25 protein-coding genes are annotated in these 23,209 nt (G+C 71.8%); 15 read left to right on the top strand and 10 right to left on the bottom strand.

The window, feature by feature from the left end:
- The first annotated feature begins 132 nt into the window (after positions 1 to 132).
- On the top strand, positions 133 to 1,587 hold the full coding sequence (locus AB0J33_RS12625) for an alkaline phosphatase PhoX (protein ID WP_363612778.1): 1,455 nt from the start codon (positions 133 to 135) through the stop codon (positions 1,585 to 1,587).
- A 195-nt stretch (positions 1,588 to 1,782) separates the two neighbouring features.
- Here the strand turns inward: AB0J33_RS12625 and AB0J33_RS12620 are convergent, their stop codons facing one another.
- Positions 1,783 to 2,157, bottom strand: a complete 375-nt coding sequence (locus tag AB0J33_RS12620; protein WP_363612776.1) for a cupin domain-containing protein — start codon at positions 2,155 to 2,157, stop codon at positions 1,783 to 1,785.
- Positions 2,158 to 2,334: 177 nt separating this feature from the next.
- The gene (locus tag AB0J33_RS12615) at positions 2,335 to 2,832 is read right to left on the bottom strand and encodes a YcxB family protein (protein ID WP_363612774.1); all 498 of its coding nucleotides are present in this window, start codon (positions 2,830 to 2,832) and stop codon (positions 2,335 to 2,337) included.
- A gap of 65 nt (positions 2,833 to 2,897) precedes the next feature.
- Here AB0J33_RS12615 and AB0J33_RS12610 point away from each other — a divergent pair, with 65 nt between their 5' ends.
- From AB0J33_RS12610 to AB0J33_RS12590, 5 genes are all read left to right on the top strand, one after another.
- Positions 2,898 to 3,866, top strand: coding sequence for a PaaX family transcriptional regulator C-terminal domain-containing protein (locus AB0J33_RS12610; protein WP_363612772.1), 969 nt, complete (start codon positions 2,898 to 2,900; stop codon positions 3,864 to 3,866).
- Positions 3,867 to 4,162: 296 nt separating this feature from the next.
- Complete coding sequence (locus tag AB0J33_RS12605) at positions 4,163 to 5,356, top strand: cellulose binding domain-containing protein (protein WP_363612770.1); 1,194 nt, start codon at positions 4,163 to 4,165, stop codon at positions 5,354 to 5,356.
- 137 nt (positions 5,357 to 5,493) lie between these two features.
- The gene (locus tag AB0J33_RS12600; protein ID WP_363612768.1) at positions 5,494 to 6,084 is read left to right on the top strand and encodes a DinB family protein; all 591 of its coding nucleotides are present in this window, start codon (positions 5,494 to 5,496) and stop codon (positions 6,082 to 6,084) included.
- A gap of 98 nt (positions 6,085 to 6,182) precedes the next feature.
- Positions 6,183 to 7,052 (top strand): fructosamine kinase family protein, encoded by an 870-nt coding sequence (locus AB0J33_RS12595; protein WP_363612766.1) that lies wholly within the window; start codon positions 6,183 to 6,185, stop codon positions 7,050 to 7,052.
- A 59-nt stretch (positions 7,053 to 7,111) separates the two neighbouring features.
- On the top strand, positions 7,112 to 8,374 hold the full coding sequence (locus AB0J33_RS12590) for an MFS transporter (protein ID WP_363612765.1): 1,263 nt from the start codon (positions 7,112 to 7,114) through the stop codon (positions 8,372 to 8,374).
- Positions 8,375 to 8,408: 34 nt separating this feature from the next.
- Here the strand turns inward: AB0J33_RS12590 and AB0J33_RS12585 are convergent, their stop codons facing one another.
- Both AB0J33_RS12585 and AB0J33_RS12580 read right to left on the bottom strand, forming a co-directional pair.
- Positions 8,409 to 9,014 (bottom strand): YdeI/OmpD-associated family protein, encoded by a 606-nt coding sequence (locus tag AB0J33_RS12585; protein ID WP_363612763.1) that lies wholly within the window; start codon positions 9,012 to 9,014, stop codon positions 8,409 to 8,411.
- A 58-nt stretch (positions 9,015 to 9,072) separates the two neighbouring features.
- Complete coding sequence (locus AB0J33_RS12580; RefSeq protein ID WP_363612761.1) at positions 9,073 to 10,278, bottom strand: MFS transporter; 1,206 nt, start codon at positions 10,276 to 10,278, stop codon at positions 9,073 to 9,075.
- 72 nt (positions 10,279 to 10,350) lie between these two features.
- Here AB0J33_RS12580 and AB0J33_RS12575 point away from each other — a divergent pair, with 72 nt between their 5' ends.
- Positions 10,351 to 11,193 (top strand): LysR family transcriptional regulator, encoded by an 843-nt coding sequence (locus AB0J33_RS12575; protein ID WP_363612759.1) that lies wholly within the window; start codon positions 10,351 to 10,353, stop codon positions 11,191 to 11,193.
- A gap of 49 nt (positions 11,194 to 11,242) precedes the next feature.
- On the opposite strand, the gene AB0J33_RS12570 is transcribed toward AB0J33_RS12575, so the two are convergent.
- Positions 11,243 to 11,704 (bottom strand): hypothetical protein, encoded by a 462-nt coding sequence (locus AB0J33_RS12570; protein WP_363612757.1) that lies wholly within the window; start codon positions 11,702 to 11,704, stop codon positions 11,243 to 11,245.
- Positions 11,701 to 12,102: a DUF6069 family protein gene (locus tag AB0J33_RS12565; RefSeq protein ID WP_363612755.1), complete on the bottom strand. Its 402-nt coding sequence runs from the start codon at positions 12,100 to 12,102 to the stop codon at positions 11,701 to 11,703. The genes AB0J33_RS12570 and AB0J33_RS12565 overlap by 4 nt, the downstream gene beginning before the upstream one ends.
- 130 nt (positions 12,103 to 12,232) lie before the next feature.
- Here AB0J33_RS12565 and AB0J33_RS12560 point away from each other — a divergent pair, with 130 nt between their 5' ends.
- Positions 12,233 to 13,402, top strand: a complete 1,170-nt coding sequence (locus AB0J33_RS12560) for a histidine kinase (RefSeq protein WP_363612753.1) — start codon at positions 12,233 to 12,235, stop codon at positions 13,400 to 13,402.
- A complete protein-coding gene (locus AB0J33_RS12555) occupies positions 13,390 to 14,052 on the top strand; it encodes a response regulator transcription factor (RefSeq protein WP_363613205.1) in 663 nt (220 codons plus the stop codon). The genes AB0J33_RS12560 and AB0J33_RS12555 overlap by 13 nt, the downstream gene beginning before the upstream one ends.
- 14 nt (positions 14,053 to 14,066) lie before the next feature.
- Here AB0J33_RS12555 and AB0J33_RS12550 read toward each other — a convergent pair whose 3' ends face one another.
- A complete protein-coding gene (locus AB0J33_RS12550) occupies positions 14,067 to 14,537 on the bottom strand; it encodes a VTT domain-containing protein (protein ID WP_363612751.1) in 471 nt (156 codons plus the stop codon).
- Positions 14,534 to 15,127 (bottom strand): CDP-alcohol phosphatidyltransferase family protein, encoded by a 594-nt coding sequence (locus AB0J33_RS12545; RefSeq protein ID WP_363612749.1) that lies wholly within the window; start codon positions 15,125 to 15,127, stop codon positions 14,534 to 14,536. Before AB0J33_RS12545 ends, AB0J33_RS12550 begins: the two co-directional genes overlap by 4 nt.
- A gap of 141 nt (positions 15,128 to 15,268) precedes the next feature.
- Here AB0J33_RS12545 and AB0J33_RS12540 point away from each other — a divergent pair, with 141 nt between their 5' ends.
- The 5 genes from AB0J33_RS12540 (at position 15,269) to AB0J33_RS12520 (ending at position 20,683) form a co-directional block, all read left to right on the top strand.
- Positions 15,269 to 16,372, top strand: a complete 1,104-nt coding sequence (locus AB0J33_RS12540; RefSeq protein ID WP_363612747.1) for a sensor histidine kinase — start codon at positions 15,269 to 15,271, stop codon at positions 16,370 to 16,372.
- Positions 16,369 to 17,016 (top strand): response regulator transcription factor, encoded by a 648-nt coding sequence (locus AB0J33_RS12535; protein WP_363612745.1) that lies wholly within the window; start codon positions 16,369 to 16,371, stop codon positions 17,014 to 17,016. The genes AB0J33_RS12540 and AB0J33_RS12535 overlap by 4 nt, the downstream gene beginning before the upstream one ends.
- A gap of 122 nt (positions 17,017 to 17,138) precedes the next feature.
- Positions 17,139 to 18,002 (top strand): LLM class F420-dependent oxidoreductase, encoded by an 864-nt coding sequence (locus AB0J33_RS12530; RefSeq protein WP_363612743.1) that lies wholly within the window; start codon positions 17,139 to 17,141, stop codon positions 18,000 to 18,002.
- Between the two features lie 214 nt (positions 18,003 to 18,216).
- On the top strand, positions 18,217 to 19,428 hold the full coding sequence (locus tag AB0J33_RS12525; protein ID WP_363612741.1) for a GAF domain-containing protein: 1,212 nt from the start codon (positions 18,217 to 18,219) through the stop codon (positions 19,426 to 19,428).
- A gap of 169 nt (positions 19,429 to 19,597) precedes the next feature.
- Positions 19,598 to 20,683, top strand: a complete 1,086-nt coding sequence (locus AB0J33_RS12520; protein ID WP_363612739.1) for a hypothetical protein — start codon at positions 19,598 to 19,600, stop codon at positions 20,681 to 20,683.
- Between the two features lie 105 nt (positions 20,684 to 20,788).
- Here AB0J33_RS12520 and AB0J33_RS12515 read toward each other — a convergent pair whose 3' ends face one another.
- Complete coding sequence (locus AB0J33_RS12515) at positions 20,789 to 22,156, bottom strand: pyridoxal-dependent decarboxylase (protein WP_363612737.1); 1,368 nt, start codon at positions 22,154 to 22,156, stop codon at positions 20,789 to 20,791.
- Positions 22,157 to 22,462: 306 nt separating this feature from the next.
- On the opposite strand from AB0J33_RS12515, the gene AB0J33_RS12510 reads away from it, so the two are divergent.
- The gene (locus AB0J33_RS12510; protein ID WP_363612735.1) at positions 22,463 to 22,849 is read left to right on the top strand and encodes a hypothetical protein; all 387 of its coding nucleotides are present in this window, start codon (positions 22,463 to 22,465) and stop codon (positions 22,847 to 22,849) included.
- Positions 22,850 to 22,915: 66 nt separating this feature from the next.
- On the opposite strand, the gene AB0J33_RS12505 is transcribed toward AB0J33_RS12510, so the two are convergent.
- Positions 22,916 to 23,128, bottom strand: coding sequence for a hypothetical protein (locus AB0J33_RS12505; RefSeq protein ID WP_363612733.1), 213 nt, complete (start codon positions 23,126 to 23,128; stop codon positions 22,916 to 22,918).
- Positions 23,129 to 23,209: the final 81 nt, after the last annotated feature.

Below are 23,209 nucleotides of genomic sequence, written 5' to 3'. Positions count from 1 at the left end.
AGCCGCGACGCGTGCGTGACCCCGATTCTTAACTCCGATGTCACCACCCGATCTCACAGCTGACGTGTCGCTGTTTGTCCGCAGGGGTTGGCTGCCAGTCGTCGCACTTGCCCTGACCAGGAGTTGATCCGCGTGCCTTCCTCTCGCCGTACCTTCCTCGCCAGCGGCGCCGCCGCCGGCGTCGGCCTTGCCGTCACCGGCGGCCTGCCGTCCCTGGCCCAGGCCAGCCCGGCCCGACCGCACCCGCCGGTCAAGCCCGGTAACGCGCCCTTCCCGCCGCTCGTGGACGACCCCAAGGGAATCCTCGCCCTGCCCAAGGGCTTCAGCTACACCGTGGTCACCCGGACCGGCGTCACCCGGCTCGACCGCGGCCAGGGCACGACCCCGTCGGACCACGACGGCATGGCCGTCTACGACGCCGGCCGCGGCCGCTACACCCTGATCCAGAACCACGAGATCGACCCGGGCGCCGAGTTCGGCGTACCGCACGTCAAGGGAACGGTGTACGACCCGGGCGCCGTCGACGCCGGCGGCTGCACCGTGATCAAGACCGACCTCGCGGGCCGCAACCTGGGTGAGTTCGTCGCGCTCTCCGGCACCATCTCCAACTGCGCGGGCGGGCCGACCCCCTGGGGCACCTGGCTCACCTGCGAGGAGACCGAGGACCGGGCCGGCGACACGTGGGAAGAGGGCGACCGGTCCGGCGTCTACCAGAAGGACCACGGCTACGTCTTCGAGGTGTGGGCCGACGGCAGCGCCGACCCGCGGCCGATCAAGTGCCTGGGCCGTTACTCCCACGAGGCCCTCGCCGTCGACAAGGACCGCACCCGGATCTACCTCTCCGAGGACGCCGACGGACCCAACGGCCTCTTCTACCGCTGGACCGCCCCGCAGGGCGTCAAGGTCGGGCCCGGCGTGCTCACCCGGCTCGCACCGAACGCCGGTGTCCTCGCCGCCATGCAGATCATCATGGATGACGGCTCGGTGCTGCCGGACGTCGCCTACCTGACCTCCGCCCAGCTGGGTCGCCCCTTCCCGGTCCGGTGGATCGAGGTGCCCGACCGCGACGCGCGCACCACGTCGGTACGCGAGCAGTTCGCCGATGGCCAGGTCACCCGTGGACGCAAGTTCGAGGGCGTGTGGGCCACCGACGAGGGCGTGTACGTGGTCAACTCGTACGCCTGGGACGAGGGTGACCTGCCGGCGGACGCGGCCCCGCACGACGGCATGGTCTGGTTCTACAACTTCAAGGACCAGACCATCCAGCTGGTGACGTACTTCCCGCACCAGACCCAGTCCGAGGAGGGTACGCCGGTCAAGTACACCGACCTCACCTTCGACGGGCCGGACAACGTCACGGTCACCCCGTGGGGCAGCCTCGTGCTCGCCGAGGACGGCTCGGGCGCCTCGCACGTGCTCAGCACGATCCCGGGCGGCCCGACGTACCCGATCGCCCGTAACCAGCTCAACGACTCGGAGTTCTGCGGGCCGACCTTCAGCGCCGACGGCAAGGTGCTCTTCGTCAACATGCAGGACCCGGGCCTCACCCTGGCCATCACCGGTCCATGGGAGAAGTACCTGGGCTGACCCCGCCCGGACGTGGGGGCCAGGCGGAACGTCTGGCCCCCACCACGTCGAGCTGCGGTCGGAGACCCGCGGCAACGCGAGCCAGTCCTGCCAGGCGATGTCACGGCCCAGGCAGCGGGGCTGTTGGAACGGCCAGTCGGCGGCGACCCACTGCGGCACCAACGCGCTCCGGCGGGTCGCGGCTACAGCCGCCGCTCACTCCACCTTGGTGAGGAGCGGCTTTCCCTTCTCGACGACGTACGTGGCCAGCTCGACCGCGACACCGTCGCCGACATTGCGCGCCTGGTGGTGCACCCCGTAGGGAACGGTAAGGGCGTCGCCGGGATTGCACACCACCGGCGGCTGACCCTCAAGCCGGTATTCGAGCGATCCTTGCAGAACGCAGATGATCTCCTCGCCGGGGTGGAAATGTTTGAACGGTGGCGAGTCCGGCGTGAATTCCACCCGAGTCTGAATGACCTCCCGGCCGGGAATGCTGAGGTCGTGACGTTGCAGATCGATCCGCCACAACCCTGGCGCGGACTCCACCGCCGTGGGGCTGATGCCCTCGGGGCGATCCATGGTGCTCATGACGGCCTCCATCGAGCCGTCGGACGGACGGCAACTGCTCGGATGTGGTGCATCCCCGTCGAGAATAGGGAGCCGCGAACGATTGGGGGCGCAGATGCCGACACCGCCGCCCGATTCCGCGAAGCCGGCCCGCGCCGGGCGGGTGAGGGCGGGATGGGGGTGGGGTGAGGGCTGACCTCACCGACTTCGCAGCAGCCCTCGGTCGGCCATGTGGGCACGCAAGGTCTCGGCGTCCTCGGCGGACATCAGCCAGCGCGGGATCACCGTCGCCGGCATCTTGCCGACGTACACGATCCAGAACTCCCGGGTGTCCCGCACCTGGGCGACCCCGTCCCAGGCGATGCCGCCGGACTCGGAGCCGCTCCGCATCATGATGTTGTCGTCGGTGATGTCGTACGCGCCCTCGACGGCGTAGCGGCTGGAGCGGCGCCGGGCGCGGGCCAGCACCCAGGGCCGGTACAGCATCGACAGCACGCCGGCCACGACCAGCGCGGTCCACAGCGGCGCACTCCGCTCGCCCCACCCGAACCCCCGCGAGACGACCAGACCGACGATCCCGACGGCCGTCAGGACCGCACCGATGTAGCCGAACCTGCGCAGCCGGACGTTGCCGAGCGCGGCAGCCACCCGGCCCGGGTAGGAGGGATCGGCGGGTACATCGAAACGGATGTGCACGTCAGAACGATAGCTGCCGCCCGGCTGGAGGGGCCCCGAGCAGGGTGGTGCGGCACTCTGGTGGGGTGATCGCCCACCAGGCCGCCGACGATGTCCGAATTCCCCGGGCCCAGACCGGGTCCAGCCCACAGCACCTGCTGGCGACCGTGCTCGGCGAGTATCTCGACTCCGCCGACGCCGCTCTGCCGTCGACGGCGGTCATCGCGATCCTGCGGGAGTTCGGGGTCAGCGAGTCCAGTGCCCGTGCCGCGTTGTCCCGGCTGGTCAAACGGGGGCTCCTCGCGACCCGGGGGAACCGACGTCCGCCCGTCTACCACCTCACGTCCCAGGCGATCGCCAAGCATCGTTCCCGGATGCGGCACTTCCTGAACTTCGGCTCCGGGTCCGCGCCCTGGACCGGCGAATGGGTGCTGGCGTCCTTCTCGATCCCGAACTCCGGCCAGGCAGCCCGCCACGCGGTGCGCAGGGCGTTGGGCGCGCTGCGCTTCGTGGGCCTGTACGACAGCGCGTGGATCCGGCCGGGATCCGACGCCGGGCCGGTGACGGAGGCACTGCGCGAACTGCTGCATGACGTCGGGGGTGCTCGGTGGTCGGTCATGCACGTCCGGTTCGACGACGAGGCAGGGCCACACGGCCCGGCCCGCGCGTACGACCTGAGCGCTCTCGCCACGGCGTACTCGACCTTCACCCAGCGGTACGCGGCGCTGCGGGCGGCCGCGCGCAACGGTGAGGTGGATGCGACCCGGGCGCTGGTGGCTCGGACCTCGGCGATGGATTCCTGGCGGAAGTTCGCGGACATCGACCCGGACCTGCCCCCGCATCTGCTACCGCAACCCTGGCCCCGCCAGGAGGCCAGGGAGACCTTCCTGGACATCCACTCGGCGCTCGGCCCGCTCGCGCAGGCGCGTCTGGTCCGGGTGGCAACTCCGCACTGGCCGGATGCCGCCTCGTGGATCACCCACTTCGAGGCTTCCAGGAACCCCTCGCGCCCGGAGCCGACCGGCGGCAGGCACGGCAGCCGCCCGTCCGGCTGACGGCTGACGGCTGACGGCGGTCGCGGTCCGCCAGAGCGGACCGGACATTGACACTTTTCGTTGCCGCAGTGATAGTAACTGCACACAGCTCCCATCGGATCACCTCTGGGGACCGCGGCCGGGCGGTCGCCGATGCTGGACGAGCGGGCGGCGGCGGCCGAGGGCACGGCTGCCGGCCGGGCCGCTACGTGCGCACGCCGACGCAGACCCGTGGCCAGCGCTGACCACCTTCGTCGGGCGCGATCGCACCACCACCACCGCGGGGAGCGCCACCGTGACTGTTCCTGGAGGTGCACATGAAAGGAAGATCGAAGATCTACGCGGGGCTGGTTGCCGTCATCGTCCCGGTCACCTCGGTGATCATGGCGTTCGGTGGGACACCGGCCTCTGCCGCGATCGGCGGGTCCGGCCCGTATCCCGCCGACTACGAAACCTCGACCACCCTGGCCAACCACACCATCTTCCGGCCCCAGACCCTCCCGTCCGAACGCCTCCCGATCGTCGTGTGGGGCAACGGCGGCTGCTCGGCCAACGGACTCTCCCAGGGCAATTTCCTCCGCGAGATCGCGTCCCACGGCTTCCTCGCCATCGCCAACGGCGCCCCGAACGGATCGGGCTCCACCACCTCCCAGATGCTCACCCAGTCCATCGACTGGGCGGTCGCGGAGAACTCCCGCCAGGGCGGCAAGTACTACAACAAGCTCGACACCAGCAAGGTCGCCGTCGCGGGCTTCTCCTGCGGCGGCCTGGAGGCGTACGCCGTCTCGAACGACCCCCGGGTCACGACGACCGGCATCTTCAGCAGCGGTCTGCTGAACGACGCCGACGACTACCAGCTCAGGAGACTGACCAAGCCGATCGCCTACTTCGTCGGCGGGCCCAGCGACATCGCCTACCCGAACGCGATGGACGACTGGGGCAAGCTGCCCGCCGGCCTGCCCGCCTTCATGGGCAACCTGAACGTCGGGCATGGCGGCACCTACGACCAGCCCAACGGCGGCGAGTTCGGCCGGGTGGCGACCCTCTACCTCAAGTGGCGGCTGAAGGGCGACACCACCGCCGGCCGCACCTTCGTCGGCGCTGACTGCGGTCTGTGCGGCAGTCAGTGGAGCGTCCAACAGAAGAACCTCACGCTCGACGACGGCACGCCGCCCACGACGCCGCCACCCACCACCCCACCACCCACCGGTGGCACCCCCACCTGCACCGCGGTCTACTCGGTGCAGGACCAGTGGAACGGCGGATTCGTCGCCAACGTCAGCGTCACCGCCGGGACCGCCGCGCTGACCGGCTGGCGGGTCACCCTCAACCTGCCGAGCGGCACGTCGATCAGCTCCCTGTGGAACGGGGTCAGCAGCGGCACCAGCGGGAGCATCACCGTCGCGAACCAGAGTTACAACGGACGACTGGCCGCGGGTCAGGCCACCAGTTTCGGATTCCAGGGCACCGGTAACGGCAGCGGGACCACCGCGAGTTGCACCGGAAGCTGAGGCTTGGCGCACGCCGCCCGACGGGCCGGCACCGGACGGCCCGTCGGGGGCGTGCCAGACGGCGCCGGCCCCGTCGGGGGCGTGCCGGTCGGTGACACCTCGCGTGAGGAATCGGCCCGTGGGGAAGACTGGTGAGCATGGCTGACCTGAGTGACGCGAAGGCCGCGCTGCACCTCTACCTCCGGGAGAATCGCGAGGACCTCATCTGGAAGCTCGACGGGCTGAGTGAACGCGAGGTCAGGGTGCCCCGCACGGCGACCGGCAACAACCTGCTGGGCGCGCTCAAGCATTGCCTCAACGTCGAAGCCGGCTACTTCGGGCCGACCTTCGGTCGCGAATTCCCGACGCCCGACGAGTTGGTCCCCCTGACCGCCTACGAGGAGGACCCGCAGGCCGACTGGTACGCGCGGGAGGACGAGACGAAGGACGGGCTGATCGACCTGTACCGCCGGGTCGGCGCGTTCGCCGACCAGACGATCGAACAGCTACCGCTCGACGCGCCCGGACAGGTGCCGTGGTGGCGGCCAGGCAGGCAGGACGTGACACTGCACCGGATCATCATCCACGTCACCTGCGATATCGCCCGCCACGCCGGGCACGCCGACATCATGCGCGAACAGCACGACGCGGCGATCGGCCTGCGGCGGGAGAACACCAACCTCCCCGACGAGTACGACTGGCCGGCGTACGTCACCAGGCTGACGGCGTTGGCCGACCGCTTCGAATGATCCGCGACCGAGCACGGGCGAGCGGTGCGCCCACGACCTCTCCTCGACCCACCACATAGGATCGACCCACTCGGTACCGGACCTGAGGAGCGCGCGGGATGATCCTGCTGGAGCGGCTGCGCCTCGCCGGCCTGCCGGAGTTCGTCACGGTGGAACCGGTGACGGGCGGGCTCGCGGCGGTCGCCGGCATCGCCACCCGCCGGAACGCGTCGTCGGTGTTCGTCAAGGCGTTCGCCGACCCGCCCGCCGACGACGTCTTCGTCACGGAGGCCGAGGGGCTGACCGCCCTGCGCGAGCTCGGCGGTGTGGCGACACCCGAGGTGATCCTGGCGGATCGGGACGTACTGGTGTTGTCGCTGTTGCGTACAAGGCCACCCAGTGAGGTCTTCTGGGAGCGGCTCGCGCATCTGCTCGCCCGCCTGCACCTGAGCACGACCCATCCCCGTTTCGGATGGCACCACGACAACTGGCTGGGCCGTCGCCGTCAGGTCAATACCTGGAACGACGATGGCCACGCGTTCTTCGCACAGCACCGCCTGCTCCGGTGGCTCGACGAGCCCCGCGTCGGGGCGGCACTCGACGCGGGAGACCGGGCGGCGCTGGAGCGCCTCTGCCACCGGTTGCCCGACCTGCTGCCGGACCGGCCGGCGTGCCTGACGCACGGCGACCTGTGGGCACAGAACATCCTGGCCACCCCGGACGGGCAACCCGCGCTGATCGACCCGGCCGTGTCCTACACGTGGGCGGAGGTCGACCTCGCTCACGTGTGGTCCACCTCGCCCCCACCCGAGGCGCGACGGATGTTCGAGGTCTACGCGGAGCTGACCTCGCTCGACAGCGACTGGAGGGCCCGCATGCCGATCATCCAGCTGCGACAACACCTCGCCGTGTTGGCCCAGTTCGACGACGACTGGGGGGCCGCCGACCAGATCCGTGCCGTCCTTGCCCCGTTCCGTACGCGATCCTGACCAGCGGCTCGGCGGCCGGGCAGGGCAACCGACCCGGTGACCGGAAAAGGGGGTGGACCATGGCGCCGAAGGTGTCGCCGCGGAGGGCCTGGGCCGTACTCGTCACGCTCTCCCTGGCCGCGTTCGCGTTCATCACGACCGAGTTGCTGCCTGTCGGCCTGCTGACCCACATCGCACCCGATCTCGACCGGTCCCGGTCGCAGGTGGGTCTGCTGGTCAGCGGGTACGCCGTCGTGGTCGTGTTGGTCTCCGTGCCGCTGACCCGGCTGACCCAGCGGATCCCTCGGCGTCACCTGCTCGGCGTCACGATGCTCCTGTTCGCCGCCGCGAACGCCGCGGCGGCCCTCGCGCCGACGTACGCCGTGCTGGCCGGCGCCCGCCTGGTGACCGCCCTCGCCCAGGCGCTGTTCTGGTCCATCGCCACGGCGACCGTGATCGGGCCGTTTCCGGTCGCGGTGCGCGGCCGGGTGGTGGCGCTGTTCGCGACCGGCGCGACGCTCGCCCCGGTTCTCGGCGTACCCCTGGGCACCTGGCTCGGACAGCAGGCCGGTTGGCGGACGGCGTTCGCGGTGCTGGCCGGGGTCGGTCTGGTGATCGCCGCGGCGGTGCTCGTGCTCCTGCCCTCCTATCCCCCGGCAGCCGGCGGCGCCGCCCGGGGCACCGCGCCGGACCGGCGGGGCTTCGTCGTCCTGCTGATCGCGACCGCCCTCGGTATCGGCGGCTTCATGACCCTGCAGACCTACGTCACACCGTTCCTGCTCGACGTCAGCGGGTTCGCCGACGCGGTGCTGGCGCCGCTGCTGTTCGTCTCCGGCGTGGCCGGCGTCGTCGGCACCCTGACCGCGACCCGGACCCTGGACGCCCGGCCGATCGCCTCCCTGCTGACCCCGCTCTGCATCGGCACCGCGTCGCTGTTCGGCCTGTACGCGCTCGGCGCGCTCCGGCCCGGCACGGTCGCGCTCCTCGCCGGGATCGGCCTGGGTTACGCGGCGTTCGGCTCGGCCGTGCAGAACCGGATGCTGCACCTGGCCCCGGGCAGCACCGACATCGCGTCGGCCGGTGTGGGCACCGCCTTCAATGCCGGCATCGCCGGCGGGTCACTGCTCGGCGGTGCTCTCCTGTCCACCTCGGGGGCACGCCCGCTGGCGCTCGTCGGCGGGTTGCTGACGCTGGCCGCGCTGACGCTGCTCGCCGTGGACGCGCGGCGGGGCCGCGCCGACGGGCCACCGCCGACCGCCGTCCGTTCCTCCATCAGCCCTCCACCCGGACGGCAGGTCACACCCCCCGCCCGGACGGCGACGCCGTCCCGCGAGGAGCGTTGAGCCGCCCGGCTCGGGCGGTCTCTGCCCGGCTGTGTCACGGCGAGGTCGGCGGCTTGGCCTTCTGTGGGTGGATCGTCTCGTGCCGGGCCAGCATGGCGACGAACTCGCCGATCTTGCGTTCCCGGGTCTGCGCCCGCTTCACCGCGTTGAGGCGGTGGATGAGCGCGAACCGGTTGGTGCTGGTCAGCACGTCGAACATGGCCTGGGCGGCCGGGTTGGCGGCGATGGCGGCGAGGAGGTCGGCCGGTACCACGGCTTCCGACGACGGGGCGTAGGCGGCCTCCCACCGCCCGTCCGCCTTCGCGGCCTCCACCGCGGCGCGGCCGGGCGGGAGCATGCGCCCCTGCGCCTCCAGCCGGGCCACGTGCGCGACGTTTCGTTGGGACCAGATGCTGCGCGGCCGGCGGGGGGTGAACCGGATCCAGGAGCTCTCGTCGTCCCGTTTGCGGGCCTGCCCGTCGATCCAGCCGAAACACAGCCCCTCGTCGACCGCCTGCTGCCAGGTCAGCGTGGTGACCGTGCCACCCTTTCTGGTCAGGGCGAGCCAGACACCGGGTGACGTGTCGTGGTTGGCCGACAACCACGCCCGCAGTCCGTCGGCGTCCGCGACGATCAGCTCATCCAGCTCCGCGCTTCCCATGACGGCAGACTATCGCCGCGCCGACGTCGTGGCCCCGGCCCGCCGGCCGGGCGCACGCTCACTGCCTGACGTCGACCGGGCCCGGACGGAAGGGGACCGCCGTCGGGGCGGCCGAGCGGCGGGACAGCAGGTAGCCGGTCACTGCCGCGGCGAGGCCGGCCAATCCGGCAGCCGCGAAGCCGCCCGCCGGTACGGTGAGGTCGATCGCCACGCCGACGAGCGGGGATCCGAGCGCGAAACCGGCGCTCTGCGCTGACGATTGCAGCCCGATCACCTCACCTCGCACGCCGGGCGGCGCGAGCCGACTCACCGCGTCGGCCACCGTCCCCAGCGTCGGCGCGGTGAGCAGCCCGCTGCCCACGACTGCCACGCAGAGCCACGGCCAGTCGTGGGCGAGCCCGGCGGGAATCGTCGCCAGCCCGAGCAGGCCGAGCAGCAGCCAGGTGGGCAGCGGACGGGTCAGCGCCCCGTAGATCAGTCCACCGACGACGGACGAGACGCCGAACACCACGACGACCACGGCGGCCCAGGACACCTGGCCCACTTCTCGCAGCGCGGCGACGATGGCGAGGTCGACGCCACTGAGCAACGTCGTCGTGCCGAACGCCATGGTCAGCGCGGCGATCATCCTGGCGTCCAGCCACTGCCGGCGCGGGGGGCGTTCCGCCGCGGCCGCATCCGCCTCATCGTCGGCACGCATCGGTGGGTTGACCAGGGCGATGCCGACGCCGCCGGCCAGGATGGCGGCGCCGACCCCCCACGCCACCACGTCGGGGGACAACGTGGCCGCGCCGAGGATGACCACCGCCGGCCCCACGATGTACGACAACTCGCCCTGCACCGACTCCAGCGCGAACGCGGCCCGGCGCTGCTGCGGCGTCGTCATCGCCGCGATCGCCTGCCGGCTGACCGCCTGGGCCGGCACCATGAGCAGACCCGCCCCGAAGCTGGCGACCAGCAGGATCGAATACGGCAGGATCGGCACGCTCAGCCAGAACACGACCTGCGCCAGGACTGTCACCAGCAGCACGCTGCGCAGACCCCGCGAATCGATCATGCGGCCGAGCAGGGGTCCGCCCAGCGCGACGCCGGCGGTCAGGGCCGCCGCGACGCCGCCCGCTGCCGCGTAGCTCAACTCCAGGCCCAGCACGACGTACAGCGTCAGGGCCATCACGTCGGCTGTTATCGCGGTGCGGGCGAGCAGTGAGACACCCAGCAGCGGTGCCATGCCTGGCACAGCGAGCACCTGTCGATATCCGGCCACCTGACCGACGCTAGTTCACTCCCCGCGTCATAACTAGTGGTTATTTTGTTGAGGCTGGCATAATCAACGCTTATGGCCAGGGATCTCGAAACCGCCTTGCTGCGGTCGTTCGTCGCCTCCGTCCGAGAGGGCAGCATCAGCCGTGCCGCGACCGCTCTCGGACAGACCCAACCCGCTCTCAGCCAGCAGTTACGCAAGCTGGAGGGCGTCGTCGGCCGCCCACTGCTGCACCGCTCGCCGTCCGGCGTCGCACCCACCCGGGCGGGTGAAGAACTCCTGCCGTACGCCGAACGCATCCTCTCGCTCTCCGCACAGGCGCTCACCGAGACCGGCCGGGCACTGACCGGCCACTGTGGAGTCGGGCTGCTCGAAGACCTCGCCGCGTCCCAGCTGTCACAGGCACTCGCCGACCTCGCCCGGCTGCACCCCGGCGCGACGCTGGAGGTGCTCACCTACTCGAACGCCACCATGCGGGAGGCCTACGACGAGGGCCGCGTCCAACTCGTCCTCGACGCGGTGCCGGACCTTCCCGGGCCACCCCGCTGGACGGTGCGCTGCCCGCTGGTCTGGGCGAGCGGCCAGGGTGTGGACGTCACCGCCGATCCGCTGCCCGTGGTGTTGTTCTCGAACCCGTGCTTCTGGCGTACGTCGGTGCTGGAGGCCCTGGAACGTGCCGGTCGGCGTTGGCAGGTCACCTTCGAGAGCAACAGCCTGGTCGGGGTGCTCGCCGCGGTGCGGGCCGGGCTCGGCGTCGGGGCGCTCATGCCCGCGAACCTCGAACCGGGCATGACCCGCCACGACGCCGATGCCCTGCCCGCCCTGCCGGACGTCGAGCTCGGTCTCGCCCGGCACCCCCGGACCGAGGGCGATCCGCTGATCGACGCCGTGGAGACCGTGCTCCGTCGCATCGTCTGACGCGGACGCCCCCGAGCCGCGAAGGGTCACGCCCCAACCGTCCCGCGGGTCACCCACCTCCCCCTCCGACGACGGCCATCATGATCAAAGTGCGCCGCCGCCGTCGGCTCATCAGCGCGAAGCAGGCGGTCAGCGCCACCAACTCCACGTCGGCCCAAACGCCTGTGACGTCCACGCGGATCGGTCCGCCCAGCCGACCGCCAAGGCGCACGGCGAGGCGGTGTCCGTCGCGTACCAACTCGCCACCGCAACGACCGGGTGACCAGCGTGCCACGCCGCCGGGACCGGGCACGTGCGACCGGTGCGGGTCGAGCCGTACCGCCACGCCGTGCTCGGCGTGGGCGGTGGCCCCGAAGCGTCGGCGGTCGGTCGGCTCGACCGTCCAGAGGCCCGAGCCGGTGCGGATCTCGCCGCACCGCCAGGTCCAGCCGGTACGCAACGAGGCACGCGGCCCGGCACCGGAGTCGAGGACGAAGGCGCCATCCTGCTTGCGTACGGTCAGCGTGGTCATCGGTTCAGCCCTTCCGGACGCGAGCGGGCCAGGCCGAGGATGAGGACGACGCCGACGCTCAGGTGCAGCAGCGCGAGACTCGCCCTCGCTCCACCGCCGACTCCGCTCGGCGGCCCCAGCAGGAGCGACAACAGCAGGACCGCGACCGCGATCGAGGTCCACCAGACGCGGGCACGACCGGTCAGGCGCTCCAGCAACGCGAGCAGCCCCCAACCGGCCAGTGCCGCGACCGTTGCGGCCACGACCACCGCGGCCACCGTGATCTGCCGGGTCGAGTCTCCGGACGTGACCGCCAGGTCGCCACCGGCCACCGAGCGCAGCAGCGCGAACTCGCCCACCGCCACCAGGATCGCGCCGGCCGCCACCGCGGCCCGACGCAGGAGAAGGTTGTTCGTCATGCCCTGAGTCTGTGGACCGGGCCGGGCCGGGCGCGTCGGCCCGGACGCCACGGCGGGTACATCCCTCGGCGGTAGCTCCTCCTACCAAAGAAGGTGGTCCGGCCACCCGCAGGCCCAGTAGCCTGCGCGAATGGATACGGCGACGTGCGAGGCCGGCCCACCGCGGGTGTGGCGCTCCGTTCCGCTGGGTGTGACGGCCGTGTCGACCGTGGCGATCGGTGTCCTCGTCACCACGGCGCTCTGGTCCGCCACCCGGTCCAGCTCCACCGGCCTGATCCGCGCCGACATCGCGCTGGCGGTGGCCGCCCTGGCCCTCGTTCCGGTCATCGTCCGCCGCCCGGTGGTCGGTGGTGTGTTGGCCGGCCTGCTGGTCGCGCTGTCGTCGGTGGCCACCCCGGTGGCCAGCTTCGCGGTGTTGTTCACCGCCCGCAACCGGCCGTTTCGGCAGGCCGCTGCGGTGACGGCGGTCGGTGTGGCGGGCGAGGCGGTGCAGGCGTTCTGGCGGCCGGTGCCCAGCCTGCCGTACGGGTGGCGGCTGGTGCTGATGACGGCCGCGTACGCCGCCCTGCTGGGCTGGGGCACCTGGGCGCAGGCCCGGCACGCCCTGCTGGCGGCGCTGCGGGACCGGGCCCGGCGGGCTGAGCAGGAACAGGAACGACGGGTCGTCGAGGCACGGGCGGCCGAGCGCAGCCGGATCGCTCGGGAGATGCACGACGTGCTGGCCCACCGGCTGTCACTGCTGGCGGCGGCCGCCGGCGCGATGGAGTACCGGCCGGACGCGCCGCCCGAGCGGCTCAGCGCCGCCGCCGGGGTGATCCGGGCCAGCGCGCATCACGCCCTCGACGAGCTGCGGGAGGTGATCACACTGCTGCGCAGCGACGACGCCGAGTCGCCGACGGACGCGCCGGCCGGGCAGACCCTCGCCGACCTGCCGCGCCTGGTCGAGGAGGCACGAGCCGCCGGGCAGCGGATCGAGGTCGACGACCCGCTCGGCCGGCCGGTCGAGGTGCCCCCGACGGTTGGCCGCACCGCGTACCGGATCGCCCAGGAGGCGCTGACCAACGCCCGCAAGCACGCGGGCGGGCAGCCGGTCCGGCTTGTGCTCGGCGGTGCGCCCGGCGCCGGCCTGAGCATCGCGGTGACCAACCCGACCACTCCCGAGAGCGGTGCCGGTGGTGTCGCCGGCACCGGCCTGATCGGGCTCGCCGAGCGGGCCGCTCTCGCCGGCGGTCGCGTCGCGCACCACATCGACGCCTCGGGTCGGTTCCATCTCACCGCGTGGCTGCCATGGCCGAGGTGACCAGCCCGATCCGGGTCGTCATCGTCGACGACGATCCCCTCGTACGCGGAATGCTCACGCTGATGCTCGACGGCGCCGACGGGATCGTCGTCGTGGGCGAGGCCGCCGACGGCGCCGCGGCGATCACCGCGGTGGACCGGCACATGCCCGACGTGGTGCTGATGGACATCCGGATGCCCGGCGTCAACGGCATCACCGCCACCGAGCGGCTGCGCCGCCGCCACCGGCCACCCGAGATCATCGTGCTCACCACGTTCGACACGGACGAGCACGTGGTGCGGGCCCTTCGGGCCGGCGCCAGCGGCTTCCTGCTCAAGGACACCCCGCCGGAGCGGATCAGCCAGGCGGTGCGGGCGGTCGCCGCCGGCAACCCGATGCTGTCTCCGGGCGTGACCCGCCGTCTCATGCAGCGGGTGGCGTCGGGAGCCGAGTCCTACGAGCGGGCGCACGAGCGGCTGGCTCTGCTCACGCCCCGGGAACGCGACGTCGTGCTGGCCATCGCGCAGGGGCGCGCCAACACCGAGATCGCGAGCGAGTTGCTGATGAGCGTGACCACGGTGAAGGCCCACGTCTCGCACATCCTGACCAAACTCGATCTCGACAATCGCACCCAGATCGCCCTGCTCGCCCACGACGGCCGGCTCCTCTGACCAGGGCCCCCCGCTCAGGCCAGCGCCGCTGGCAGGACGAGGAGGGCGAAACGGATCACCCGCCCGGAAAGGCAGGCGACGGCGAACTCCCAGCGTCGTAGGCCCGCGGTGCCGGCGGCGAGGCTGACGACGGCCAGCGGTGGCACCCCGAGCGCGGCGGAGACGAGCACGGTCGGTACGGCACTGCGGCGGCGGGAGAGCCAGCGCCGGATCGGCCCGGTCCACCGGGCGGCGCGGGACGCCGCGCGGCGTGACTTTCTCCGTTTCGCGACCGTCCGGGCGAGTCGCCCCGATCCGCGTCGCGCCGATTCGAACAGCAGCAGCTTGCCGGCGGTCTGCCCGAGCGCCAGGGCGACCACGGCGACGAGAGCGTGACCGCCGCGTTGCCCGGCGAGCACGGCGTACGCCTCGGCGTTGACGACCGGGACGAGCGCCGACGTGAGACCGTAGCCGAGCGCCACCGCCGCCTCGGCGAGGCTGCTCACGCCCGGCCGTCCCGTTCGAGCAGCCGGACCACCGCCGCGGCCGACCACAGCTTGACCGTGACGACGGCGACGGCGACGGCGAGCGCGAGCAGGTGCTGTCCGAACGCGATCGCGCCGATGACCCCGGCGGTGTTGGCAACCTTGGCCAGGGGCGACCAGTTCAACACCCAGACCCGCCGGTCGACCAGGTGGAAGTGGTTTGGGCTGAGCACGGGCCAGCACAGAAACGCCAGCGACAGCATGGTGTCCAGCACCAGGAACGAGAGCAGGAAGACCAGGGCCACGACCGCGACGTCGGGCACGAGGGAGACCAGGCCCACGCAGAGTACGGCGGTGCAGGCGCGGTCGCTCACGATGTCGAAGACGGCTCCGGCTCGGGTCTCCTGTCCGAGCCGGCGGGCGGTCCAGCCGTCGAGCACGTCGCCGAACCAGTAGATAACATACGATATCGCCATCAATGCCACGGAGCTGGCGACGAGGGCGACGACACCGACGGTGACGGCGGCGACCGTGCGGATGGCGGTGATGTAGTTGGGAACCGTACGGAACGGGCCGACGGTGATCGCGGCACGGGAGTCAACGAGAGTCACCTCCGCAGAGTCGACCGGCGAGCGCTCTGGCGGAACGTGCCGCGGTGCCGATCTGACCGCGACGGCGGCACCGGGGTCCTGCCCGATCCGGTACCGGGGTACTGGCCGGTCGCCGGGCTGGTCGCGGAGACTGTGCGGGTGATGACCGAGATCCGGGAATGGTTGCGCGCCCCCGAGCGGGTGCGCCGGCTGGCGTACGGTGCCGCGGGCTTGATCGTCGCCGCGGTGGTCGCGACCGTCGAAGGGGGTGTGTCCGTGCCGGCGGGCTGGGCGTGGCTGGTCCTGCCGGTCGGCCTCGGGGCGACGGCGCTGCGGCCCCGCCACCGGGCCCTGGTCTTCGCGGTCTGCGCGGGGTTCGTGGCGGTGGTGAGCACCGGGGAGTCGGTGCAGTTGGGCCTCGCGGCCGCCGGCCTGGTGTTCGTCTCGACCTGCGAGGACCCGGCCCGACACCCGTGGCTGGGGTGGCTGGGTGGCCTGGTCGGCGCGGCCGGCGCCCTCACCACCGCCCTGCTCAACGGGCGAGGGCTGTACGAGCAGCCGTTCTTCTTCGTGACGGCCGGCTACCTCCTGGCGATCCTGTTGCGATCGTGGTCACGCAGCCAGGCCCTCACCCGGGAGGCAGGCGAGCTGCGCGGCCAGGCGGTCTGGCTGGAGCAGCGCACCAACCTGGCCCGCGAGCTGCACGACGTGGTCGGTCACCACGTCACCGCGATGGTGGTTCAGGCCGAGGCGGGTCAGTTCGGTGCCGACCCGAGGGCGGCGCTGGAGGCGATCGCGGACAGCGGACGCACCGCACTGAGTGAACTCGACACGCTCGTCGTGCACCTGCGCGACCCGGACGCGGCGATCGCGGTGAGCGCGCCACCACGCCTGTCCGACATCGACGAGCTGCTCGCGCAGCCACTGCGCCAGCAGGGCGTGACGGTGCGGGTCCAGCTCGACCCCGAGCCGGGCCTGGACGAGATCGGCGTACTGGCCGTCTACCGCATCGCCCAGGAGGCCCTCACCAACATCGCCCGCCACGCGAAAGCCACGGCCGCCTGGGTCGAACTCGTCCGCATCGGCGACCGTGCACGGCTGCGGGTCAGTGACGACGGCATCGGTCCGCCCGCTGCGCCCACGCGCGGCTCGGGGCTGCTCGGCATCGAGGAACGCGTACTCGCCCGCGGTGGGAGCTGGGAGCTGAGCCGACGACCCGGCGGCGGCACCATGGTGCAGGCGAACCTGCCGGTGACGAACCCGTGATCCGGGTCGCGATCGCCGACGACCAGCAGCTGGTGCGCGACGGCTTCAGCCTGATCCTGCGGTCCCAACCCGACATTCAGGTCGCGGCCGAGGCCGCCGACGGCCGGCAGTTCCTCGACGCCGTGCGGCGCGACTCCCGCATCGACGTCGCCCTCGTCGACATCCGCATGCCGGTGCTCGACGGTCTGCAAGCCACCCGCGAGCTGGTCACCATCCCGCACGCGCCGGCCGTCATCGTGGTCACCACCTTCGACGACGACGCCTACGTCCTGGACGCCATCGCCTCCGGCGCGCGCGGGTTCCTGCTCAAGCGGTGCAGCGCCGGTGACCTGATCGCCGCGGTGCGCACCGTGGCGGCCGGCGAGGCGGTCCTCTCCGCCGAGGTCACCGGCGCCGTCCTCGACCGGGTACGCGCGAGCGGGCCGGCCACCCGCGTCGACCTGGCCGCCTACCAGCTGACCCCTCGGGAAACCGACGTGCTCGCCCTGATCGGTGCCGGGTTCAACAACAACGAGATCGCCGAGCGCCTCTACCTGTCGATGAGCACCGTCAAGACCCACGTCACCAACGTGCTGGCCAAGACCGGCAGCCGCGACCGCGTACGGGCCGCCATCCTGGCGATCCGGGCGGGCCTGGCACCCTGACCGCGGCGCCGGTCTGCGTGACCGTGGCGAGCACGCCGGCGGCGGCACGGGTGTACCGGGGCCGACCCGGGCAAGAACGGTGGTGGTGAGCGACCCGACGCGACGAGTCGTAGTGTTCGGGTATGGCACAACGACTCGTCAGCGTGTGGCAACCGTTCTTCCTCGATAGCGAGAGTCAGAGCGCGGCCATCGATGCCGCCGCCGAGCTGGAGGAACTCGGCTACGCACGGATCTGGTTCTCCGGCGGTTTCGGAGAAAACGTCGCCCCCCGCTTCCGGGAGATCCTGGACGGGACGACGCGCATCGGGGTCGCGTCGGGGATCGTGAGCATCTGGCACTCGTCGCCTCCCGAGACGGCGGCGTTCGCTCAGGACGCGGAGCGGGCACATCCCGGCCGGTTCCTGCTCGGTCTCGGCGCCAGCCACGCGGTGCTGGTGGAGGGCAGCGGCACCGACTACCGCAAGCCGTACTCAAGGATGGTGGACTACCTGGACGGCCTGGACGCGGCGGGGCTCGCGCCCGAGCGACGCATCCTGGCCGCGCTCGGTCCGCGGATGCTGGAACTCTCCCGCGATCGTTCCGCCGGGGCGCACCCCTACTTCGTTCCCGCCGAGCACACCGCCGAGGCCCGGGCGGCGATCGGGCCCGACCGGCTGCTCGCCCCCGAGGTCGCGGTGGTCCTCGACCCGGACGCCACGACCGCACGTGCCACCGCCCGCCAGTACACGAGCGGGTACCTCGCGCTGCCGAACTACACCAACAACCTGCGGCGATTCGGCTGGACCGACGAGGACTTCGCGGCCGGTGGCAGCGACCGCCTCGTCGACGCGCTGATCCCCTGGGGCAGCGTCGAGACGGTCGCGGCCGGGCTGGAGAAGCACTACCAGGCCGGCGCGGACGAGGTGGCGATCCAGGTGCTCAACGGCGGTGACGTCACGACGTTCCCCGCCGACGCGTTCCGCTCTCTCGCCGCGGTCCTGATCTGACACCCGGTGCACGGGTTGGGCGGGCGGGCGCGTGGGTACGCTGCGCGGGCGGCCCAGCCGACTCCCCCGCACCGACCGGCGGCACCATCGGTCGTTTTCCCAACCCGCAGACGAGAGGCGACACCACAACATGACCGCGGTTCCAGACCAAAGGTCTACCGCTGCTGCGGGTCCGACGGTTGCCGAACGAGCAGCGGAGGAGGACCTGCGGGCGTTGTTCGGACAGTCCATCGCCGTCTTCGCGTCGTTGTCGGGGCCGGCGCACGTCGTGGAGACGGCGAATCCGGCGTTCTTCGCCACCATCGGCGAGGAACGGGCCCGCGTCGGGGTCTCGCTCGCCGAACTGATGCCCGAACTGGCCGGTCAGGGATTCATCGCGCTACTGGACCAGGTCTTCCGCACGGGTGAGCCGCACACCGGCCGTGACGTCCGGGTCGAGCTGGGCAGCGGCGTGCAGGCGCGGGAAGCGTTCTTCGACTTCACCTACGAGCCGCGCCGGAACGCCGACGGCGACGTGACCGGGATTCGCGTGCTCGGTGTGGAGACCACGCAGGTCAAGCATGCGCAACGGCTGATGGCCGAACACCGTGCGCTGCTGGAGCAGATCGCCCGCCAGGCACCCGTTACCGAGGTGCTCGACGGGATGGCCCGCTGCATCGAGAACCTCGCAACGCAGGAGGTGCTCGTCTCCGTCCTGCTCGCCGACCCCGACGCCCGGCACCTGCGCCACGGCGCCGCGCCGAGCCTGCCCGACTTCTACAACCAGGCCATCGACGGCATCGCGACCGGCGAGGGCGTCGGCTCCTGCGGTACCGCCGCCCACCGGCGGGAACCAGTCATCGTCACCGACATCGCCACCGATCCGTTCTGGGACGACTTCCGGGACCTGGCCGACCAGGCGGGGCTGGCGGCCTGCTGGTCCACGCCGATCCTGGCCCGCGACGGCGGGCTGTTGGGCACGTTCGCGATGTATCACCGCACCCCGCGCGTGCCGCAGGACACCGACCTCGCCCTCGCCCGGCTCTTCGCCGGCACCGCGGCGCTGGCCATCGAACGTCACCACATCGAGCAGGCGAAGCTCGCCGCCGAAGCACGCGCCAAGTCGGCGAACGACGAACTGGCCAAGGTGCTACGCGTGGAGCGGGAGCTGCGCGCCGACGCCGAACAGCGTGCCGCCGCAGCCGCGGAACTCGCCGCCCAGATGCGCGCCGCCGCAGCCGCGCAGGCCGCGACGCCGCATCCCGAGCACTGTCAGCTCGGTGGTTCCGCCGGCTGCACCGCGCCGGCCGAGATCAAGATCGCCGATTCGTGGGGTGACGCGGCGTGGGGCTGCCCCGCCCACGTGGAGGAAGCCATCCTCAACGTGCGGTCGGTGTTCATCGCCAGTGAGGAACTCGGCGGCCTGACCGCCTACCTCAACCGCTGATCGCCTGCGAGACCGCCGCAACATCGACCTTCGGTTATGCCGCCGAGCCGTGGGGCGCAACACGTCGGGTAGCGGACAGCCGACACCGGAGCACGAAGTAGCTGACTGTGACCATGGAGTCACCGCGAGAACACTCCTCCCGACAACGTTCCCGTCGAGTGGAGGACACATGCGTCTCCGATCGTTCGTCACCGCGGCGCTGGCCGCCGTGCTGGCCGCCGGCGCACTCGCGCCAGCGACACCGGCCGCGGCGGCCACCGCCGACCGCTGGGGCTTCGCGTACGTCAACGACCCCACCGTTGCGGTCTGGACCGTGCTGGACACCAGCCGGCAGTGGGGTAGTTGGAAGACCGCGTTCCCGGCCGCCTGGGCCGACGGTGTGAAGCTCGCGCCTGGCCGGTTCCAGGTCCGTTTCCCGCAGGTGGGCGCCAGTTCCCGGGGCGTGCCGCACGTGACCCCGGTGAACCGGACCGGGCACTACTGCGAGGTGGTTCGCTGGTTCCAGTCCGGCGCCGACGAGATCGTCGACGTGCAGTGCCACAGGCCCGGCGGCACGCGCGAGGACACCCCGTTCACCGTGCTCTGGACGACCAGCTCGGGCGTGCTGCCGGCCGGCACCTCCCACGCGTACGCGCAGTGGGGTGGCGGGGCGGTCGTGCAGTCGTACAACTCGACGGGCGCGGTGAACACGGTCGGGCCGCTGGGCGTCGGGCAGTACCTGGTGCGGCTGCCCGGGGTGGGGCTGGCCGGGGTGCTCGCCGGCAACGTGCAGGTCACCGCCGTGCAGCCGAACGCCGGTCCGCGCCGGTGCAAGGTCTACTCCTGGAGCGCGGTCGGCAGCGACGTGCAGGTGTACGTCTTCTGCTACGACCAGGCCGGCGCGTTCGTCAACACCGACTTCGTCGTCTCGTACCACCGTCGGCGGCCGGTGATCGGCTCCCTCGGGCCGCCGACGTACTTCGGCTACCTGGGTACCGCCGTCGGCGGGCCCACCAACGACAACTCGGTGCTCGGCGTCGGCGCGAACACGGTGGCGCCGCTGGCGCCCTCCGGCCGCTACCTGGCGACCTTCCCGCAGGTCGGTATCAAGGAGACACATGCCCAGGTGGTGGCGCAGGGCGCCGGCAACAACTACTGCCACCTCACCCAACCGTGGTCGTACAGCACCAACGCCGACGTCGACGTGATCTGCTTCGACAACACCGGCGCGGTCACCCCACACCGCTTCCTGGCCACCTTCACCTCCCGGCTCTGAAGTCGTACCCGCGTCGGCGGTGGCCGTTTCCCGGTCGCCGCCGACGCGGCGGTGGCTGGCGGCGCGTGGGACCGAGGTCGGGGAGTTCCCGTGGTCCGGGCGACGTCAGCCGGCGAGACGGGTGATCGCCGCGATCGACCGGTCGACGTCGGCCTCGGTGGTGGTCGCGTTCGACACCGAGATCCGCATGAACCGCCGCCCCCGCCAGGTCGTACCGCCCGCCCACAGGGTGCCGTCCGCCTGCACCGCGGCCACCACCCGGTCGGTGCGGGCGTCCGCGCCGAAACTGACGAGCACCTGATTGAGGACCACCTCGTTCGCCACCTCGAACCCGGCAGCCGTCAGACCCTCGGCGAACCGACGGGCCAGGGCGCAGCAGCGCTGCACCAGCGCCGCGAGCCCATCGCGCCCCAGCTCGCGCAGGCCGGCCCAGACCGCGAAGCCCCGGGCGCGACGCGAGGACTCGGCGGTGAGGTCCGCGCCCGCCGGCACGCCACCGGAGCCCACGAGGTACGCGGCGCTGTAGGACATCGCCGCCGCGTGCGCGTCGGGCCGGGCGCAGAAGGCGAAGGCGGTGTCGTACGGCAGGTTCAGCCACTTGTGGCCGTCGCAGGCCCACGAGTCGGCCAGCTCCAGCCCGTCCACCAGGTGACGGGTGCTGCGACTCGCGGCGGCCCACAGACCGAACGCGCCGTCCAGGTGCACCCAGGCACCGTGTCGGTGCGCCAGCTCGCACGCTTCCCGCAACTCGTCGCAGGCGCCGGTGTTCACGTTCCCGGCCTGAAGACACACGATGGTGGGGCCGGCGGGACCGGCTTCCAGGACGTCGCCCAGTGCCCGGGGGTCGATGGCGCCGTTGGGACCGGCCGGCACCGGCTGTACCGCGTTCACCCCGAGGCCGAGCAGGCGTAACGACCGGTCGATGGTGCCGTGTCGCTCGGCCCCGGCGATCACCCGGACCGGCGGGGCGCCGAACAAGCCGCATCGTTCCACGTCCCAGCCCACGTCCGCCAGCACCTGGTGTCGCGCGGCGGCGAGCCCGGCGGTGTTGGCCGCCTGCGCGCCGGTGACGAAGCCGACCGACGCCGTCATCGGAATCCCCAACAACTCCTTCAGCCACGCGCCGGCGGTGGCTTCGGCCGCGATGGCGGCGGGCGAGGTGACGGCGTTGGAGGCAAGCTGGTCCCAACCGGCGGCGAGCATGTCGGCGCCGGTCGCCGCCGGCAGCGCGCCACCCACCACGAACCCGAAGTAGCGGGGGCCCGCGCTGGCGACAAGACCGGGCTCGGCGGCAGCGAGCAGGTCCGTCAGCACCTGCTCCGCCGGGGTGGGTGTGACAGGCAGCGGGCCGGCGAACGCCCGGGTCAACGCCGCCTGATCGGGTGGCGTCCCGACGGGCCGGTCCGGCAAGGAGCGCCGGTAGTCGGCGGCGTGATCGGCGACCAGGCGGAACAGGCGGGTCAGATCCTCCATCGCCGCACCATATCCCCGGCCGTTCCGGCACCGTCGCCGCGCCTCCGACGACGGGTCAGGGCGTCCAGCGATGCAGCCAGACATCAATGATCGCCCACGCGCCTCACGACTCGGCCGGTCAAGCACTGCCGCAGGACCGGGTGGTCGACGGCTCAGGACCTTGCCGGCCCAGCTCTCGCCCTTGCCGCTTGACGGGGCGCGACCGCGGCTCATCAACTGGTCGCGGCCACCCATGTACTTGACGACGCAAATTTCCGGCGGTAGCTTCGAACCCAATCCATCGACACTTATCGAAGTAGGTGTGTGATGCTGTTGAAATCCATCGCCGTTGTCGCGTCCGTCGCAGGCATCCTGGCCACCACTCCCGCCGCCTCGGCGGCAACCTCTCACGCGTCCGACGACGTCTGGCCGGCCGGAAACTGCCCGCAGGGCACGTTCTGCATCTGGCCCAACTGGGATCACCCGCCGGAGGGTCCGACAGCGCCTCCGTCGCTGGTGACCACCAGCGAATGGTCCGGAAGCGTCCCGGCCTTCAACTTCTACAACTACACGTCCCGGAACGCCGAGATCACCTGGTCCTACACGTATCTCGGGTCGCAGCACACCGGCGTGGAGTGCGTTCGCCCCGGCGGCGGCCATTTCTACGTGCCCATGTTCGTGACGAAGGTGAGTTGGCAGACGCGCGTCTGCTGACCCCCCCCCCACCGTCATCTCGTGCGTCGCACGGGTGCCGCGTGGCGGTCTGCAGCACCCGACCACTCACCCCCCGCGGTAGGGCTGCGCGTTCCTCTCATCCCGCCAACCACCGGGCTCGGGATGGTAGCCGTACGCGGCGGCCCGCACCGATTCCTCGTTCTCCAACCCGGAGCCGATCGCGCCGCCGACGGTGGCCAGCGAACCGGTGATCCAGGCGAGCGTCAGGTAGTCGGTGAGATCGACCGGCCGTTGCAGGGTCTGCTCCAACACGGACATTCGCGGGGGCAGGACTCAGTAGCTGGGCGAGGAGGACGCCGCTGCTGTCACGGGCCTCGTCCACGGCCCCGGCGGTCGCGG

It is taken from the genome of Micromonospora sp. NPDC049645 (assembly GCF_040675155.1).
Classification (GTDB): Bacteria; Actinomycetota; Actinomycetes; order Mycobacteriales; family Micromonosporaceae; genus Micromonospora.
Note: the sequence above shows the minus strand (reverse complement) of the source record. Positions and strands in the feature narration are given on the sequence as shown.

Coding starts and splice junctions, on each gene's coding strand:
- AB0J33_RS12620 (WP_363612776.1), bottom strand. CDS start 2,157: ATGAGCACCATGGATCGCCCCGAGGGCATCAGCCCCACGGCGGTGGAG.
- AB0J33_RS12605 (WP_363612770.1), top strand. CDS start 4,163: ATGAAAGGAAGATCGAAGATCTACGCGGGGCTGGTTGCCGTCATCGTC.
- AB0J33_RS12600 (WP_363612768.1), top strand. CDS start 5,494: ATGGCTGACCTGAGTGACGCGAAGGCCGCGCTGCACCTCTACCTCCGG.
- AB0J33_RS12595 (WP_363612766.1), top strand. CDS start 6,183: ATGATCCTGCTGGAGCGGCTGCGCCTCGCCGGCCTGCCGGAGTTCGTC.
- AB0J33_RS12590 (WP_363612765.1), top strand. CDS start 7,112: ATGGCGCCGAAGGTGTCGCCGCGGAGGGCCTGGGCCGTACTCGTCACG.
- AB0J33_RS12585 (WP_363612763.1), bottom strand. CDS start 9,014: ATGGGAAGCGCGGAGCTGGATGAGCTGATCGTCGCGGACGCCGACGGA.
- AB0J33_RS12575 (WP_363612759.1), top strand. CDS start 10,351: ATGGCCAGGGATCTCGAAACCGCCTTGCTGCGGTCGTTCGTCGCCTCC.
- AB0J33_RS12570 (WP_363612757.1), bottom strand. CDS start 11,704: ATGACCACGCTGACCGTACGCAAGCAGGATGGCGCCTTCGTCCTCGAC.
- AB0J33_RS12565 (WP_363612755.1), bottom strand. CDS start 12,102: ATGACGAACAACCTTCTCCTGCGTCGGGCCGCGGTGGCGGCCGGCGCG.
- AB0J33_RS12560 (WP_363612753.1), top strand. CDS start 12,233: ATGGATACGGCGACGTGCGAGGCCGGCCCACCGCGGGTGTGGCGCTCC.
- AB0J33_RS12555 (WP_363613205.1), top strand. CDS start 13,390: ATGGCCGAGGTGACCAGCCCGATCCGGGTCGTCATCGTCGACGACGAT.
- AB0J33_RS12540 (WP_363612747.1), top strand. CDS start 15,269: ATGACCGAGATCCGGGAATGGTTGCGCGCCCCCGAGCGGGTGCGCCGG.
- AB0J33_RS12530 (WP_363612743.1), top strand. CDS start 17,139: ATGGCACAACGACTCGTCAGCGTGTGGCAACCGTTCTTCCTCGATAGC.
- AB0J33_RS12520 (WP_363612739.1), top strand. CDS start 19,598: ATGCGTCTCCGATCGTTCGTCACCGCGGCGCTGGCCGCCGTGCTGGCC.
- AB0J33_RS12515 (WP_363612737.1), bottom strand. CDS start 22,156: ATGGAGGATCTGACCCGCCTGTTCCGCCTGGTCGCCGATCACGCCGCC.
- AB0J33_RS12510 (WP_363612735.1), top strand. CDS start 22,463: ATGCTGTTGAAATCCATCGCCGTTGTCGCGTCCGTCGCAGGCATCCTG.
- AB0J33_RS12505 (WP_363612733.1), bottom strand. CDS start 23,128: ATGTCCGTGTTGGAGCAGACCCTGCAACGGCCGGTCGATCTCACCGAC.